The organism is Curtobacterium sp. MCBD17_021, assembly GCF_003234525.1.
In the GTDB taxonomy this organism is placed as follows: domain Bacteria; phylum Actinomycetota; class Actinomycetes; order Actinomycetales; family Microbacteriaceae; genus Curtobacterium.
The window spans coordinates 68712-81927 of sequence record NZ_QKTS01000012.1 but is presented as its reverse complement, the minus strand read 5'-3'; the positions used below and the strand labels follow the sequence as shown (position 1 = coordinate 81927).

Sequence of the window (13216 nt, the reverse complement as noted above, 5' to 3'; positions counted from 1 at the left end):
GGGGGCCGCTACCGGCGGGTGCCGGCGCGGAGGCCGAGGAGCTGCTCGGTGAGCTCCTCGAGGTGCAGGTCGTTGACGGTCTCGACCTGACGGACGGTGTCGTCGGACCAGGCGTTCGTGCCGTGCACGGCGCCGAGGACGGCGCCCGCCATCGCCGCGACCGTGTCGGTGTCGCCACCGATGCTCGCCGCGGTGCAGACGGTCTGCCAGGGGTCCAGGTCGAGCGCCACGAGCGCGAGTGCGGCGACGACGGACTCCTGCGAGGCGACGCTCGTGCCGATCAGGCCGGACACGACGTCGATCCGTTCGACGTCGGGGACCGTCGACAGGTGACCGCGTGCCCACTCGAGGCGGTCGGCGATCGAGCCGCCGGCAACCCAGTGGCCCCGGGTCTCCCCGATCCGGGCTGCCGCAACCGCGACGTCGAGCGCTTCCGACCGGGTTGCGCCCTCGACACCGGCCGACACGGCCGCCGCGACGGCACTCGCCCCGGCGATGCCGAGTCCGGTGTCGTGCGTGACCCGGCAGGCGTCCTGGACGGCGTCGACCAGCGACGACAACCCGGTGGCGCCGGAACCCAGCGGTGTCGCGATGCCGACCGGGGTGATCCGCATCGCGGCGCCGTTCGTCGTGCCGGTCGACCCAGCCTCGGACGCCGGGACCCCGTCGAGGATCCGCTGCACGGCGGTCTTCGTGCTCGGCCCGAGCAGGTCGAGAGAGCCCTTCGCCGCCATCGTGCGTTCCCAGTCGATCAGCGCCCGGGCGAAGTCGACCGGGTCCAGCCGGCCCTGCCCCTGCACGAGCAGCTCTGCGACGAGGACGGCCTGCTCGGTGTCGTCGGTGATGCTCGCGGCGGGCATGCCGTGGGCGATTCGCTGGTTCGGCCCGGCGTCGACGAACCCGTCGATCACGCCGTGGTCGGTGCGGATCTGCTCGAGCGACATCGACTGCGTCGGCATGCCCAGGGCGTCCCCGATCGCCAGGCCCCGGAAGGCCGCGAGTGCGTGCTCGGTCAGGCTGCTGGTCGTCATCGTGCGCTCCCGAACGTCATGTGGATGCGGAACCGGCTCGGGTCGAGGAGGCTGTCGACGGCCTCCACGAACGTGCCGTCGGCCGTGCGCGAGACGCGGCGGCTGTGGAGGAACGGCTCCCCGGCGGCCCGGTGGAGGAGCGCCGCGTCCTCCTCGGTGAGCGGGAGCACGTCGACCCACTGCTCGGCGAGCGCCGGCACCAGGCCCGTCTCCGCGATCGTGGCGGTGAGCGACCCGTCGACGAGACCCTCGTCGACGGCGCGGGCGAGCCTCCCGTACGGCGGCACCAGGCTGCGTTCCAGGGAGATGTCCGGTCCCCCGGCCACGTGGCGGACGCGGTCGACGGCGACGAAGTCGGCGTCGTCGAGCCCGAGTTCGGCGGCGAGCGCCGGTGCGCTCACCACGGCGATCCGGAGGACGCGGACGGCGACCTCGGTGCCCGTCGCCTCGAGGGACCGGGCCCAGCCGCTCCGGGGGTCGAGCGCGGCACCGTCGAACGTGACCACCGAACCGATGCCGCCGCGGATCGCGATGTACTCCTCGTCGGCCAGGTCGGCCAGGGCGGCCCGCACGGTCCCACGGCTGACGGCGAATCGCTCGGCCAGGTCGTGCTCACCGGGCAGGCGCTGGCCCGGCACGTACCGGCCCGTCGCGATCGCGTCGCGGAGGGCGTCGGCGACGAGGCGTCGCTTCGGTGGGACGGGCATGCAGGCAAGGTTACATGTACAAGACCTGTTCAGTCGAGGCGTCCGCGAAGAGCCCGTCATCCCGGAGCGCTCACGTCGGAGTCGCCGACTTACACCCCGTTCGACGGGCTCAGGTTCTGCTCCGCCCACCGGGTGAGTTCCGTGATGGCCGGCCGCATGGCAGCACCACGCTCCGTCAGTTCGTACCGCACCCGGACCGGCCCGCCGTCCGACACCGTGCGCGAGACCAACCCGAGGTCGACGAACTCACCGAGCCGCTCGGTGAGGACCCGGTCACTCACCCCGGGGACGGCGCGCTTGACCTCGTTGAAGTGCAGCGGGCCCTGCATCAACGCGCTGAGGACCATGCCGGCCCAACGCCTCCCGAGCAGGGTCATCACCTGCGACAGCGGTTCACTCAGGGTGTCGCAGAGGTCCCCCGGAGTGCTCGAGGACAGGGTCGGGTCTGGAGTTGACATGGCGCTCCTCACTCACTTACTTTTTGCAGGTTGCTTGCAAACCGCAGGTGACTAGTTTGCCAGAGGAGCGCACCCATGACCACCACCACTCTCGAACAGCGGATCCGCCGCCTCGAAGACCGGGTCGACATCGCCGCCGTCGCGGTCCGGTACGCATCCGCCGTCGATCGGGCCGACTGGGACCGCCTCCGCGACCTCTTCACCGACGTGGTCCACGTCGACTTCAGCGAAGCCGGGATGCCGGCGGCCGACTTCGCCCGCGACGACTTCGTCGCCTTCGCCCGTCAGGGGCTCGAGGGGTGGGACGCCCGCCAGCACCTGAGCACCAACCACGAGGTGGACTTCGACGATGCGGACCCGGACACCGCCGTCCTGCGCTCGTACATGTTCGCCCAGCACCACATGCAGGGCGCACCGACCTTCGTGATGCACGGCTCGTACGAGCACGTGGTCGTCCGGTCCGACCAGGGCTGGCGGATCACGCGACTCGTCCAGCACCTGTCATGGACGGACGCACCGCCAGCGGGCATGCTCGCCGGCTAGTCGTCAGGAGCGCGCGACGTGCCGGGTCGGGGTCCTCCGCGATGAGGCATGCTCCGCCGTCCGCCGGCGCGGCGGCCGTTCGTGTCCTCGTCACACCGGGGAATGCTCGATCCGGTGGCCCTGGCGACGTCGCCGGACATCACGGGATCGGCACCGCATCCCAGACGCCGGCGAGCCGGAGGGCGAACAACGGCGGCTCGTCGTTCGGCCGGAACGTGGAGCTCATGCCGAAGTCGAGGCCGCCCGACTTCGGCACGTCGACGCCGGCACCGATCGGCTCGGACGCATCCACCGGGTTGATCGAGTCAGCCGACGCGAGCTTGTCCTCGAGTTCGCCGACCGAGGTCTCCGGCAGGTCGAGCTGTCGGAGCACGTCACGGTACCCGGCCACGCCTGCCGTGGCGCCCTCCACCGGCACGGTGTGGACGTCGAGGTGGAACAGCCGCCCCTCGGGCAGGGTCACCTCGCCCGACCGATCCGTCATCTCCTCGTCGTTGTCCAGCGCGTCGAAGATCACCTCGGTCGCGGTGACGCGGACCTCCCTGCCACCGGGCAGCAGGAACCGCACGGGCCGTCCTCCCGGTGCCGTGGCCGAGTAGGCGCCGACGAACGGACTGGCCCCGTCGGTCTCGATGCCGAACGCCTCGACGGAGGGCGGCACGGTCAGGTCCCACGTCTCGACGCCGTCTCGACGGCTCATCGCCGTGGGTGCCGGACCGGTGTGGCGCACGCCGTTCGCGACCGAGACGTCGCTGCGGGACGGTGCCGGCGTGGGCCCGCTGATGACGGGGACACATCCGGTGAGCAGCGCGACGGTCACGGTCGCGATCGCCAGGACGGACGCACGACGGCCCACCCGCGCCGTGCTCTCGTCGCCGACCGTGTCCGGCCGCCGGTCGTCGTCCATCGTCACTCCCCCGGTCTGCTGACGCTGGTCCCCCTCCGGGACCGACGTCTGCTCCAGCTTGCCGCGCGCCGACGGTCCGTGTCCGGCCTCCGGCCTCCGGCCTACCGTCACGCAGGCGGTCGCCTGCGCCGGACGGGAGGCCGGGCCCGGCCTGGCCACGCGCCTCCCGTCACGCAGGCGGTCGCCTCCACGGACGGGAGGCCCGGCCTGGCCGCGCGCCTCCCGTCCGCGACGCGCTCGCGACTACAGGACGACGACCGTCGTGCCCGCCGCCGTCGCGGGCCGGTCCATCGCGGCGAGCGCCGCCGGCGCCTCCTCGAGCCCGATCGTCCGTCCGACCAGCGGTGCTGGGTCCAGGCGGCCCGCGGCGATCTCGGCGAGCATGGCCGGGTACTCGTGCGCGGACATACCGTGGCTGCCGAGCAGCTCGAGCTCGAGGCCGATGACGCGGCCGAGGTCGACCTGCGGGCTGGCGTCCGCGCCGGCGAGGAGCCCGACCTGCACGTGCCGACCGCCGGGGCGCAGTGCGGCGATGCCCTGCCGCACCAGGGCGGCCCGTCCGAGCGCCTCGACCACGACGTGCGCGCCGCCGTCCGTCGCCGCTCGGACCTGCTCGTCGACGTCGTCCGTCCGCGCGTCGACCGTGGTGGTGGCGCCGAGGGCGCGGGCGAGCGCGAGCGCCTCGGCGGCGACGTCCACTGCGGTCACCCGTGCACCGCGGGACACGGCGACGACGATCGCCGAGAGCCCGACTCCCCCGCAGCCGAACACGACGACGTGCTCGCCGGGCGCGGTACGGGCGCGGTTCACGACCGCGCGGTAGGCGGTGGCGAACCGGCAGCCGAGGCCGGCGGCGGTGGCGTCGTCGATGGCGTCGGGCACGGCGACGAGGTTCGTGTCGGCGTGGTGCACGACGACCCGCTCGGCGAAGGACCCGGGGCGGTCGAATCCGGGCTGTGTCTGGTTCGGGCAGATGCTCTGGCGGCCGGCGGTACACGTCGGGCAGGTGCCGCACGCGTTCACGAACGGGGCGGTGACGCGGGTGCCGGGCTGCCACTGCCGGACCTCGTCCCCGACCTGCTCGACGACGCCGACGAACTCGTGTCCGGGGACGTGCGGCAGCGACACCGTGTCGTCGTGCCCGTGCCAGGCGTGCCAGTCACTCCGGCAGACGCCGGTCGCGACCACGCGGACCACGGCGGCGTGCGGCGGGCACTCCGGGTCGGGGACCTCGGTGACGACGGGCGTCGCGGAGAAGGCAGTGAAGGTGACGGCGCGCATGGGCACGATCCTTCCACCCGGTCGCGCGGCCTCGGCCTCAGGGCAGCGCGGCGAACACCTCGTCGACGGTGTCCTCCATCGGCCGCTCCCCGGTCCCCGCCGCCCACTGCTCGAGGGCGACCTGGAACACGAGCACGCCGAGTTCCGCGACGACGGTCGCCTGCAGCGGGGTCTGTCCACGCTCGATGAAGGCGGCCCGGGCGGCGCGGACGAGGTCGGACCGCTTGCGGGCGTCACGGTCGCGGAGTTCGTCGTTCCCCTCGATGATCCGGCGCCATGCGGCGGTCTGCTCGTGGTTCCCGTCGAAGCGCGCGGCCGCGACCTGGTGCAGGACGCGGCGGACGACCCGCATCGGTTCGAGGTCGGCCGGCGCCTCGGCGATGAGCCGCGCGGCGGTCTCCGGGATCTCGGCACCCGAGAAGACCACCTCGCGCTTGTCGGCGAAGTGCCGGAAGAACGTCCTGGTCGTCAGGCCCGCACGAGCGGTGATCTGCGGCACCGTCGTGGCGGCGAACCCCTGCTCGGCGAAGAGTTCGAACGCGGCGCGCTCGAGTCGTCCTCGCGCATCCGGAGCCCATCGCATCGTCCGATGGTAGCCGATGACACGACGTGTCATCCGGCGTACGATGGCATCACGTGTCATCACGTTGATGGACACCGGAGAGCGAGGAGCTCACATGACCGCCGACGACCCCAGCACCACGAACGCCGCACTCTTCCTGCTCAGCCCCCGCGGCCCCTTCGAGGTCCGACCCACCCCGGTGCCGAGCCCCGCCGCAGGTCAGGTCACCGTCCGCGTCTGTGCCGTGGCCGTCAACCCGGTCGACGCGATCACCGGCCCGCTCCGGCGCCTCGTGACCCCCTGGGTGCGCTTCCCGACGGTCCTCGGCAGCGACGTCGCCGGCGAGGTCCTCGCGGTCGGGCCGGACGTCACGGCCCTCGCGGTCGGCGACCGGGTGACCGCGTTCGCCGCCGGCCAGGAGAAACCGCGGAACAGCGCGGCCGAGGGCGGGTTCCAGCGGATCGTGACCGTCCTCGAGCGCGTCACCACGCGCCTCCCGGACGACCTGTCCTTCGAGCAGGCCGCGGTCCTGCCGCTCGCGCTGGCGACCGCGGCCGCGGGTCTGTACGAAGCCGACCAGTTGGCCCTCCCCCTGCCGGGCGACGGCGTGGACCGGAGCGACCAGGTGGTCCTCGTCTGGGGCGCGTCGACGAGTGTCGGGAGCAACGCCGTCCAGCTCGCCCGCGCGAGCGGTCACACGGTGGTGGCGACGGCCGGCCGCGCGAACCACGACCTCGTCCGCTCCCTCGGTGCCGAGACCGTCCTCGACTACCGGGACGACGACGTGGACGACGAGGTGGTCGCGGCACTGCGGGGCCGTCGGCTCGCGGGCACGATCGCCATCGGCAGCGGGTCGCTGGGGCACGCCCTGCGGATCACCCGTCGCGCGTCCGGGGCGAAGCGGATCGCGTCCGCCTACCCCGATCCGGTGACCGCTGTGCGGTCGCGGATCGCCCGCTTCCGGGGCATCCGCGTCTCCGCCATCTGGGGCGGTACCCCGGTGATCTCCCCCGTCGGTCCGGCCGTCTTCCGTGACTTCCTGCCCGGAGCGCTGGCCGACGGGCGCTTCCGCGCAGCCCCGGAGGCGATGGTCGTCGGACACGGACTGGAGGCCCTCCCCGGCGCCCTGCAGACGCTGCGGAACGGCGTCTCCGCCCGCAAGGTCGTGGTGGCGATGGACGACTGAGTGTCCCCGCGGCGCTGGCCACGGAACGCGGATCCCGTGCCGCGGTCCGCGCCGGAGCCGGGCGGAGGGAGCGCGCCAACGCTGGATCTGAGCGGATGTGCAGGTTCTCGGGGTGACGTCCATCCCCCGAACGTGGGTGGAACCCCCTGCTGATCCCCGGCTCAGCGTCCGTCCTGAGAGTCACTCAACCGGAAGGACCACCATGCAACGACGCGTGGGAATGCGATTCGCCGCGATGTCCATCGCCGCCGGGACCGCCCTCGGAGGTGCGCTCGTCGTCGCGAGCCCCGCCGCGGCAGCACCCGGGGACGCTGCAGCCGTCGGGATCAGTGCCGACGTCGCCGTACCGGATCTCGCGGGCATCGTCGGGCTCACCGCCGACGCGTCCGCCGGTGCCGTCTCGGTCGCCGGCACCGGTACCGACGAGTTCGACGGCGACGCCGCAGCGCTCGTCACGGCAGCGGTCGCCGACATCGGCGCGGGGGTCGTCACGACCTCGGCCAGCAGCGACGCCACACGCTCGACGGCGGCCGCGGAGATCGCCGGCGCCTCGGTCGAGCTGTTCGGACTCGACGTCCTGACCGCCGACGCCGCGACGGCCACCGCGACCTGCCCGGTCGGCGGTATCCCGACGAGCGACGCGCTCCTCACCGGCCTGACCGTGTTCGGCCAGGGGGTCACCCTCGACGTCGACACCCCGACCTTCTCGAACGCGACGGCGCTGACGGGCGCCCTCGCCGGTGTCACCCTGACGGTCGACCTCGCCCGCACGACGACCACGACCGGCACGACCGCCACCGCCACCGCGGTCGTCGCCACCGTCACCCTCGACGGAACGGCCGCCGGCGTCACCCTCACCGACGACGCCGTCGCCACGGTCGTCCTCGCGCAGGCGAACTGCGAGACCCCGACCGCTGCGGCCGCGCCCGTCACGGTCGCCGACATCACCCCCGGCACCGGCCCCACCACCGGCGGCCAGACCGTCACGATCACGGGCTCCGGCTTCGGCGACGACACGACGGTCACGTTCGCCGGCGTCCCCGCCACCGACGTCACCGTTGCGGCCGACGGCGCCTCCCTGACCGCGGTGACGCCCGCCGGACCCGCCGGCACGACGACCGCGGTCGTCACGAGCGGCGGCACCTCGGACAGCCTCCCCTACGTCTACGTCGCCCCGACGGTCACCGCGCTCGCACCGGCCGAGGGTCCGGCTGCGGGCGGGACGACGGTGACGATCACCGGCACCGGCCTCCAGGCAGCTGACGAGGTCCGCTTCGGCGACACCCTCGCCGACGTGCAGTCCGTGTCCGACGACGGCACCACCATCGTCGTCACGGCACCGGCCGGCACGGGTCTGGTCGACGTCACCGTCGGCTTCCCCGGTGACACCCTGCTCACCGCTCCGGTGCAGTTCCGGTACGCGGCAGCCGCCGCCACACCGACCGTGACCGGCATCAGCCCCGCCGCCGGCCCGACCGCCGGTGGCCAGACCGTCGTCGTCTCGGGCACCGGCCTCGCCGGCACCACCGAGGTCACGTTCGACGGCGTCCCCGCCACGATCGTCGGCACGCCGACCGACACGAGCGTCACCGTCACGACGCCGGCCGGCACGACCGGCACCGCCGACGTGGCCGTCACCGGACCGGACGGCACCGCCGTCGCCGCTGACGCCTACGCCTACCTGCCCGTCCCCGCCGTCACCGGTGCCACCCCCGGCTCCGGACCGACCACGGGCGGCACGACCGTCACCCTGACCGGTGACGGCTTCGTCCCCGGCGCCACGACCGTGACGATCTGCGGGGTCACCATCGACCCGGCCGACGTCACCGTCTCGGAGGACGGCACCGAGCTGACCTTCACCACCCCGGCCTGTGCCGCGGGCAGAGCGGCCATCACCGTCAGCACCGCGGGCGGTACGAGCGACGACGGGACGGCGTTCGCCTACCTCGCGGCCGGTGGCGCCACCGGAGGCACGGCTGGTGACGGCACCACGGGCACCGTCGGCGACGGCAGCGGCACGACCGGCAGCCTCGCGTTCACCGGGTCGGACCCGCGTGCGGGCATCGCGGCGGCGCTCACGCTGCTCCTGCTGGGCGCGGCGACGGCGGTGTTCGGGTCCCGCCGACGCCGGTCGGTCTGACCGGGCACACCCGGCCGACCGACACGAGGGCCGGCTCGCATCCCAGCGGATGCGGGCCGGCCCTCGTGGCGTTCGTGCGGTCGGTCCTGCTCCGGCAGCGCGCCGGACGGGAGGCGCGGTGCCGGGCGGGTGACGGGCCTCCCGTCGGGTGGACGGGGACCACCCGCGGAGCGCTGCCGGGACCGACGGCGGCGTCGTCAGCCGCTGACGGAAGCTCCCGTGCGGTCGGACAGCGCGTGCTCGACGCGGTACCCGTACCCGTCCGCGGCGAGCGGCCGGTGCAGTCGCGCGTGGGTCGCCGACCACACCTGCCCCATGTAGCGGAGTCGCTCCGGGGCCATGCCGCGGACGGTCAGGTCGACGTCCTCGACGCCGGGGTGCTGCAGGACGAGGGTGCGGACGGTGCCGGTCGGGTCGAGGGTGACGTGCTTGGGCGTGGTGGTTGCCATGGTGGAACTCCTTCGTCGCGTTCCGCCCGGGACCCGGAGGGTCGGGGACGCGCTGGTCCCCACGGTCCTCGGTCGGACGTGCGCACGGCCACAGGCGCAGTGGACGCACGGCCACGGCACGTCCCGCCGCGGAGCGCTGCCGTGGACGGCGTGCTCGACATCTGAGCCGGAAGCGCCCTGGCTACTCGGCCGTGACGTCGACCTCCTCGTGGCCGAGCGTCTCCGTCACCACGTGGTCGTCGCTGACCCGGTGCGTGCTGAGGGTGACGCGCTCCACCGGGACGACGGTCTTCGTCACGGTGACCTGTTCCTCGTGCAGGACCACCACGATCGGCTCGCGGACGGGGACCTCGGCGCCGGGCAGGCGGGTCCCTCCGGTGATCGGCTCGCGTGTGAGCCGGACCTCCTCGTGACTGACGTCGACGCTGATGGTCCGCTGCTCGGTCACGACGACCCGCTCGAGCCGGACCCGCTCCGTCGCATGGAGCTCGGTCCTGACGGCGAGGCGCTCCTCGTGCCGGACCACCTCGATTTCGTCGTCGGCGGCGGACGGGCGTCGCGGGGTGTGGGGCGAGGTCATGGTCTCCTCCGATGTGGACACGGGTCGCAGGGTCAGCCGGACGCGGCGGCGGCCACCCGACGTGGGCCGAGGGCCGCCGCGGGCGGTGCCTAGGAGCGGGTGTCGCGGTCGGCGGCGGTGCCGTCGGTCGTGGTGGTGCGGACGTCGGTGTCGTCGAGCTCGATCTCCTCGTGGGAGACGTCCTCGTTGACGGTCTGCTGCTCGGTGACGGTCTCGGTGCCCAGACGGACACGCTCGACGGGGACGGTCTCCTTCGAGGTGACGATGCGCTCCTCGGTGAGGACGACCTCGTGCTCCTCCTCACTGAGGTCCGGACCGGCGAGGGCGTCGGCGGCGTTCGCGTCGGTGATCGGCTCACGGCTGAGGGTGACCTCCTCGTGGCTGACCGGGACGGTCTTCGTGACCTGCTCGGTGACGACGTGCTTGCGCAGACGGGCACGGCCGGCTCCAACCCGCTCGGTGCCCACGTGCAGACGCTCCTCGGAGCGGGTCATCGCGTCGTCGGTCGTCGGGCCGGACGTGTCGTGGCCCTCGGTGCCGTGGGTGTTCACGCCGCGGTCGGCGTCCTGGTCGTACAGCGGCGACTCGTCCACGGAGGCGTCGGTCATGCCGTAGTAGGAGTAGAGCGCCTGCTCCTCTTCGTCGCTGAGGGCGCCGTCGGCCTCGACCCGCGGTGCGTCCTTGACGAAGGCCTTGTCGTAGGCGATGCGGACGATGCCGGCGTCGAAGTTCGCCTCGGTCAACGGCGCGAAGGTCTCCGAGGTCCCGAACAGACCGGTCCGGATGGTCACCCACGTCGGGGCCTGCGTGTCGTTGTCGACGTAGACCTGGCCGACGGTGCCGATCTTGGCTTCGCCGCTGCCGTAGACGTCGGCGCCGATGAGGTCGTTGACGCTGCTGCTGTCGATCATGTCGTGCTCCTTTTCCCCGGGGTACCCGGGGGTCGATGAACAGTGGGTCCTCGATGGCCGGGGAGCCGGACACGAGCGTCCGCTCGGCCCTGCCTCAAGGTGGCTTACACCGTAAGCGAGTCCGAACTTACGACGTAAGCCCCGGTAGGCTCACAGGTTTGGCGACGCCGTACTTCCGGGCGCCGACCCACGACCGGGAACCGTCCCGGCGACGACCCCGGCGGACCTGGAGGCAGTCGTGACCGCGAACCGACCGAGCACGACCGGACCCAGACTCAGTCGCGAGTTGATCGTGGACACCGCGCTCGCCCAGATCGACCGCTCCGGCCCACAGGGGTTGTCCATGCGGTCCCTCGCACAGGACCTCGGCGTGGAGGCGATGTCCCTCTACCGGTACGTGCACGGGAAGGAAGACCTGCTCGAAGGCGTCGTCGCGTCGCTGATGAGTGACCTCACCGCACGCCTCGACGACGCGCAGCCCGAGGCCGAGCACTGGCAGGGGTTCCTGCAGACCGTCGCCCACGAGGTCCGCCGGATCGCGACGGACCACCCGAAGGCGTTCCCCCTCGTCGCGACCCGCCATCCTGCCGCGCCCTGGCTCCGTCCGCCCCTCCGCAGCATCGAGGTCGTCGACACGTTCCTCCACGCGCTGACCGAGCACGGGTTCAGCGACGCACAGGCGGTCAACGCCTACCGGGCCTTCAGCAGCTTCCTGCTCGGGCAGCTCCTGTTGCAGTCCGTCGTGGCGGGAGCCGAGGCGGGGCCCGCGGAGGAACCCCTGGACGAAGGCGACGCCGACATCCCGGAGGGCGACGGGAACCTGTCCCTCGACGTCGCTCCGGAGGTCCGACGCCTCCGCCCCCTGCTCAGCGAGGACCGCAGCGACGAGGAGTTCGAGGTCTCGCTCGAGGCGCTCCTCGACCGGTTGGACCGCGAACTGTCGCAGTGACGCGCGCGACCGTCAGCGACCGCCCTTGCCGAGCAGCGCGACGAGCGCCGTCGCAAGCCAGTGGTCGACGTCGGCAGGGACCGGCCCTGCCCCGGTCCACGGCACGTCGCCCCGCGCGATCGCCGCGAGGCTCCGGGCCTGCAGCGACAGCCCGAGGTCCATCGCCTGGATCGGGTTGCCGCCCGCGGCCGTGAGGTTGATCATCCGCGTCCCGTGCAGTGTCACGACCTCGCGCCCGTCGACCAGGCGGTGCAGGACCCGCGCGTCCGGGTCGGAACCCGGCCCCGACAGGGAGGTGGTCTCCGCGGTCACGGCGTGCAGGGCCTCCAGGTCGAGCTCGAGCCCTTCGTGACCGACGCCCGCGATGACGACGCCGTCGTCGAGCAGCGCGATCTCGGCGGAGCCGACGACGCCCCGTGCGCCCGTCGCCAGGAAGAGCAGCTCGGTGTCGGGCAGGACCGCAGCCATCGGCCCGACGCGGTGGCCGCGCATGATCGCCTCGAGCGCGCGGAACGGGTCCGTGTCGACGACGCTCACGACGGCGCCGAGGTTCCGGAGCGTGTCCGCGACGCCCTTGCCACACGGGCCGTACCCGACCACGGTGGCGCGGGCGCCGGGCACCATCGCGTTCGTTGCGTTCATGAACCCCTGCACGATGCTCTGCCCGACGCCGTGCTCGTTCTCGACGATGAGCTTCAGCCGGCTGTCGTTGATGACCACGACCGGGAAGTCCGGCGCCTGCGGCAGGGCGCGGATGGCGATGCCGCCGGTGGTCGTCTCCTCCGTCGCGCCGAGGAACGTGCTCGACCGTGGTGCTCCCCTGGTCAGCTTCGCGATGAGCTCACCGCCATTGTCCATCACCAGGTCCGGCAGGGCGGCGAGCAGCTCGTCGAGGTTCCGGTCGTGCTGCTCGGCGTCGTCACTGCGGCCGCCGATCACGGTGACGCCGAGGGTCCGGAGGGCCTCCGCCGTCTCGGGCACGGTCGTGCCGACGTTGCCGGTGATCGTGACGCGGGCGCCCTGATCGAGCAGCCACCGGCACAGGACGGCGGTCTTCGGCTCGATGTGGATGCAGATGCCGACGTGCAGGCCGGCGAACACCGGAGCGTCCTGCTCGATGCTGGCCGCGAGGAGCGGCATGGAGCGGGTCGCCCAGTCGATCGCCGGGGAGCCGGAGGGGGTGAGGGTGCGTGCGGGCATGACGGTGCTTCCTGTTTCCGAGCGGTGGGTTGTGCGGGTCGGGCCGGCTGCTCCCCCGCCTGCTGCGCAGGAACGGGAGCCGTCGGCCTGGAGGCGCGGGGCGCGCCCGTCACGCATCTACGGATGGAGCTCGCGGCGGCTGTCGTCGCTGCCGTACAGGTCGGCCTTCTCGGCGGAGACGATCGGCGTCCAGGCCGGGCCGGAGGCCGTCGCGCGGCACAGCAGCGTCGTGCTGGTGGTGCGATCGCGCGTGGTCATCGGGGCTCCGGAGGCTCGTGGGGACGGGTCGATCCTGTCACGTCCGGTGGGTGG

Annotated in this window: 15 protein-coding genes; 4 read left to right on the top strand and 11 right to left on the bottom strand. The window is 73.1% G+C overall.

Translation table 11 applies throughout. The features are described from left to right. Positions 1 to 8 precede the first annotated feature (8 nt). The 3 genes from DEI83_RS11715 to DEI83_RS11705 all read right to left on the bottom strand — a co-directional run bounded on the left by DEI83_RS11715 (position 9) and on the right by DEI83_RS11705 (position 2196). Positions 9 to 1031: an ADP-ribosylglycohydrolase family protein gene (locus tag DEI83_RS11715; RefSeq protein ID WP_111082131.1), complete on the bottom strand. Its 1023-nt coding sequence runs from the start codon at positions 1029 to 1031 to the stop codon at positions 9 to 11. After that, positions 1028 to 1738: a GntR family transcriptional regulator gene (locus tag DEI83_RS11710; RefSeq protein WP_181431193.1), complete on the bottom strand. Its 711-nt coding sequence runs from the start codon at positions 1736 to 1738 to the stop codon at positions 1028 to 1030. The genes DEI83_RS11715 and DEI83_RS11710 overlap by 4 nt, the downstream gene beginning before the upstream one ends. A gap of 89 nt (positions 1739 to 1827) precedes the next feature. After that, the gene (locus DEI83_RS11705) at positions 1828 to 2196 is read right to left on the bottom strand and encodes a helix-turn-helix domain-containing protein (protein WP_111082129.1); all 369 of its coding nucleotides are present in this window, start codon (positions 2194 to 2196) and stop codon (positions 1828 to 1830) included. A gap of 75 nt (positions 2197 to 2271) precedes the next feature. Here DEI83_RS11705 and DEI83_RS11700 point away from each other — a divergent pair, with 75 nt between their 5' ends. Beyond that, positions 2272 to 2739: a nuclear transport factor 2 family protein gene (locus tag DEI83_RS11700; RefSeq protein ID WP_111082128.1), complete on the top strand. Its 468-nt coding sequence runs from the start codon at positions 2272 to 2274 to the stop codon at positions 2737 to 2739. Positions 2740 to 2878: 139 nt separating this feature from the next. On the opposite strand, the gene DEI83_RS11695 is transcribed toward DEI83_RS11700, so the two are convergent. The 3 genes from DEI83_RS11695 to DEI83_RS11685 form a co-directional block, all read right to left on the bottom strand. After that, positions 2879 to 3646, bottom strand: a complete 768-nt coding sequence (locus DEI83_RS11695; protein ID WP_146241501.1) for a hypothetical protein — start codon at positions 3644 to 3646, stop codon at positions 2879 to 2881. Positions 3647 to 3889: 243 nt separating this feature from the next. Next, on the bottom strand, positions 3890 to 4927 hold the full coding sequence (locus DEI83_RS11690; RefSeq protein ID WP_111082126.1) for an alcohol dehydrogenase catalytic domain-containing protein: 1038 nt from the start codon (positions 4925 to 4927) through the stop codon (positions 3890 to 3892). Positions 4928 to 4964: 37 nt separating this feature from the next. After that, positions 4965 to 5510 carry a TetR/AcrR family transcriptional regulator gene (locus DEI83_RS11685; protein ID WP_181431192.1) on the bottom strand — a complete coding sequence of 182 codons (546 nt, stop codon included), beginning with the start codon at positions 5508 to 5510 and terminating at the stop codon, positions 4965 to 4967. 94 nt (positions 5511 to 5604) lie between these two features. Between DEI83_RS11685 and DEI83_RS11680 the strand changes: the two genes are divergently transcribed. Further along, complete coding sequence (locus DEI83_RS11680) at positions 5605 to 6675, top strand: zinc-binding alcohol dehydrogenase family protein (protein ID WP_111082124.1); 1071 nt, start codon at positions 5605 to 5607, stop codon at positions 6673 to 6675. Between the two features lie 220 nt (positions 6676 to 6895). Next, complete coding sequence (locus tag DEI83_RS11675) at positions 6896 to 8815, top strand: IPT/TIG domain-containing protein (RefSeq protein WP_258371184.1); 1920 nt, start codon at positions 6896 to 6898, stop codon at positions 8813 to 8815. A gap of 197 nt (positions 8816 to 9012) precedes the next feature. Here DEI83_RS11675 and DEI83_RS11670 read toward each other — a convergent pair whose 3' ends face one another. The 3 genes from DEI83_RS11670 to DEI83_RS11660 all read right to left on the bottom strand — a co-directional run bounded on the left by DEI83_RS11670 (position 9013) and on the right by DEI83_RS11660 (position 10755). Next, positions 9013 to 9264, bottom strand: a complete 252-nt coding sequence (locus tag DEI83_RS11670; RefSeq protein ID WP_111082122.1) for a hypothetical protein — start codon at positions 9262 to 9264, stop codon at positions 9013 to 9015. Between the two features lie 181 nt (positions 9265 to 9445). Continuing rightward, positions 9446 to 9844, bottom strand: coding sequence for a YsnF/AvaK domain-containing protein (locus tag DEI83_RS11665; RefSeq protein WP_111082121.1), 399 nt, complete (start codon positions 9842 to 9844; stop codon positions 9446 to 9448). A gap of 89 nt (positions 9845 to 9933) precedes the next feature. After that, a complete protein-coding gene (locus DEI83_RS11660; RefSeq protein ID WP_111082120.1) occupies positions 9934 to 10755 on the bottom strand; it encodes a DUF2382 domain-containing protein in 822 nt (273 codons plus the stop codon). Positions 10756 to 10993: 238 nt separating this feature from the next. Here DEI83_RS11660 and DEI83_RS11655 point away from each other — a divergent pair, with 238 nt between their 5' ends. Further along, the gene (locus DEI83_RS11655) at positions 10994 to 11704 is read left to right on the top strand and encodes a TetR/AcrR family transcriptional regulator C-terminal domain-containing protein (protein ID WP_258371180.1); all 711 of its coding nucleotides are present in this window, start codon (positions 10994 to 10996) and stop codon (positions 11702 to 11704) included. A gap of 12 nt (positions 11705 to 11716) precedes the next feature. Here the strand turns inward: DEI83_RS11655 and DEI83_RS11650 are convergent, their stop codons facing one another. After that, positions 11717 to 12904 carry an adenosylhomocysteinase gene (locus tag DEI83_RS11650; protein WP_111082118.1) on the bottom strand — a complete coding sequence of 396 codons (1188 nt, stop codon included), beginning with the start codon at positions 12902 to 12904 and terminating at the stop codon, positions 11717 to 11719. Positions 12905 to 13021: 117 nt separating this feature from the next. Then, positions 13022 to 13162: a hypothetical protein gene (locus DEI83_RS15980; RefSeq protein WP_181431190.1), complete on the bottom strand. Its 141-nt coding sequence runs from the start codon at positions 13160 to 13162 to the stop codon at positions 13022 to 13024. Between the last annotated feature and the right edge of the window lie 54 nt (positions 13163 to 13216).

What these genes read in the sequence shown, in the direction of transcription:
- DEI83_RS11710 (WP_181431193.1), bottom strand. Translation starts at nt 1,738, where the DNA reads ATGCCCGTCCCACCGAAGCGACGCCTCGTCGCCGACGCCCTCCGCGAC.
- DEI83_RS11690 (WP_111082126.1), bottom strand. Translation starts at nt 4,927, where the DNA reads ATGCGCGCCGTCACCTTCACTGCCTTCTCCGCGACGCCCGTCGTCACC.
- DEI83_RS11705 (WP_111082129.1), bottom strand. Translation starts at nt 2,196, where the DNA reads ATGTCAACTCCAGACCCGACCCTGTCCTCGAGCACTCCGGGGGACCTC.
- DEI83_RS11680 (WP_111082124.1), top strand. Translation starts at nt 5,605, where the DNA reads ATGACCGCCGACGACCCCAGCACCACGAACGCCGCACTCTTCCTGCTC.
- DEI83_RS11700 (WP_111082128.1), top strand. Translation starts at nt 2,272, where the DNA reads ATGACCACCACCACTCTCGAACAGCGGATCCGCCGCCTCGAAGACCGG.
- DEI83_RS11685 (WP_181431192.1), bottom strand. Translation starts at nt 5,510, where the DNA reads ATGCGATGGGCTCCGGATGCGCGAGGACGACTCGAGCGCGCCGCGTTC.
- DEI83_RS11715 (WP_111082131.1), bottom strand. Translation starts at nt 1,031, where the DNA reads ATGACGACCAGCAGCCTGACCGAGCACGCACTCGCGGCCTTCCGGGGC.
- DEI83_RS11660 (WP_111082120.1), bottom strand. Translation starts at nt 10,755, where the DNA reads ATGATCGACAGCAGCAGCGTCAACGACCTCATCGGCGCCGACGTCTAC.
- DEI83_RS11670 (WP_111082122.1), bottom strand. Translation starts at nt 9,264, where the DNA reads ATGGCAACCACCACGCCCAAGCACGTCACCCTCGACCCGACCGGCACC.
- DEI83_RS11665 (WP_111082121.1), bottom strand. Translation starts at nt 9,844, where the DNA reads ATGACCTCGCCCCACACCCCGCGACGCCCGTCCGCCGCCGACGACGAA.
- DEI83_RS11650 (WP_111082118.1), bottom strand. Translation starts at nt 12,904, where the DNA reads ATGCCCGCACGCACCCTCACCCCCTCCGGCTCCCCGGCGATCGACTGG.
- DEI83_RS11695 (WP_146241501.1), bottom strand. Translation starts at nt 3,646, where the DNA reads ATGGACGACGACCGGCGGCCGGACACGGTCGGCGACGAGAGCACGGCG.
- DEI83_RS11675 (WP_258371184.1), top strand. Translation starts at nt 6,896, where the DNA reads ATGCGATTCGCCGCGATGTCCATCGCCGCCGGGACCGCCCTCGGAGGT.
- DEI83_RS15980 (WP_181431190.1), bottom strand. Translation starts at nt 13,162, where the DNA reads ATGACCACGCGCGATCGCACCACCAGCACGACGCTGCTGTGCCGCGCG.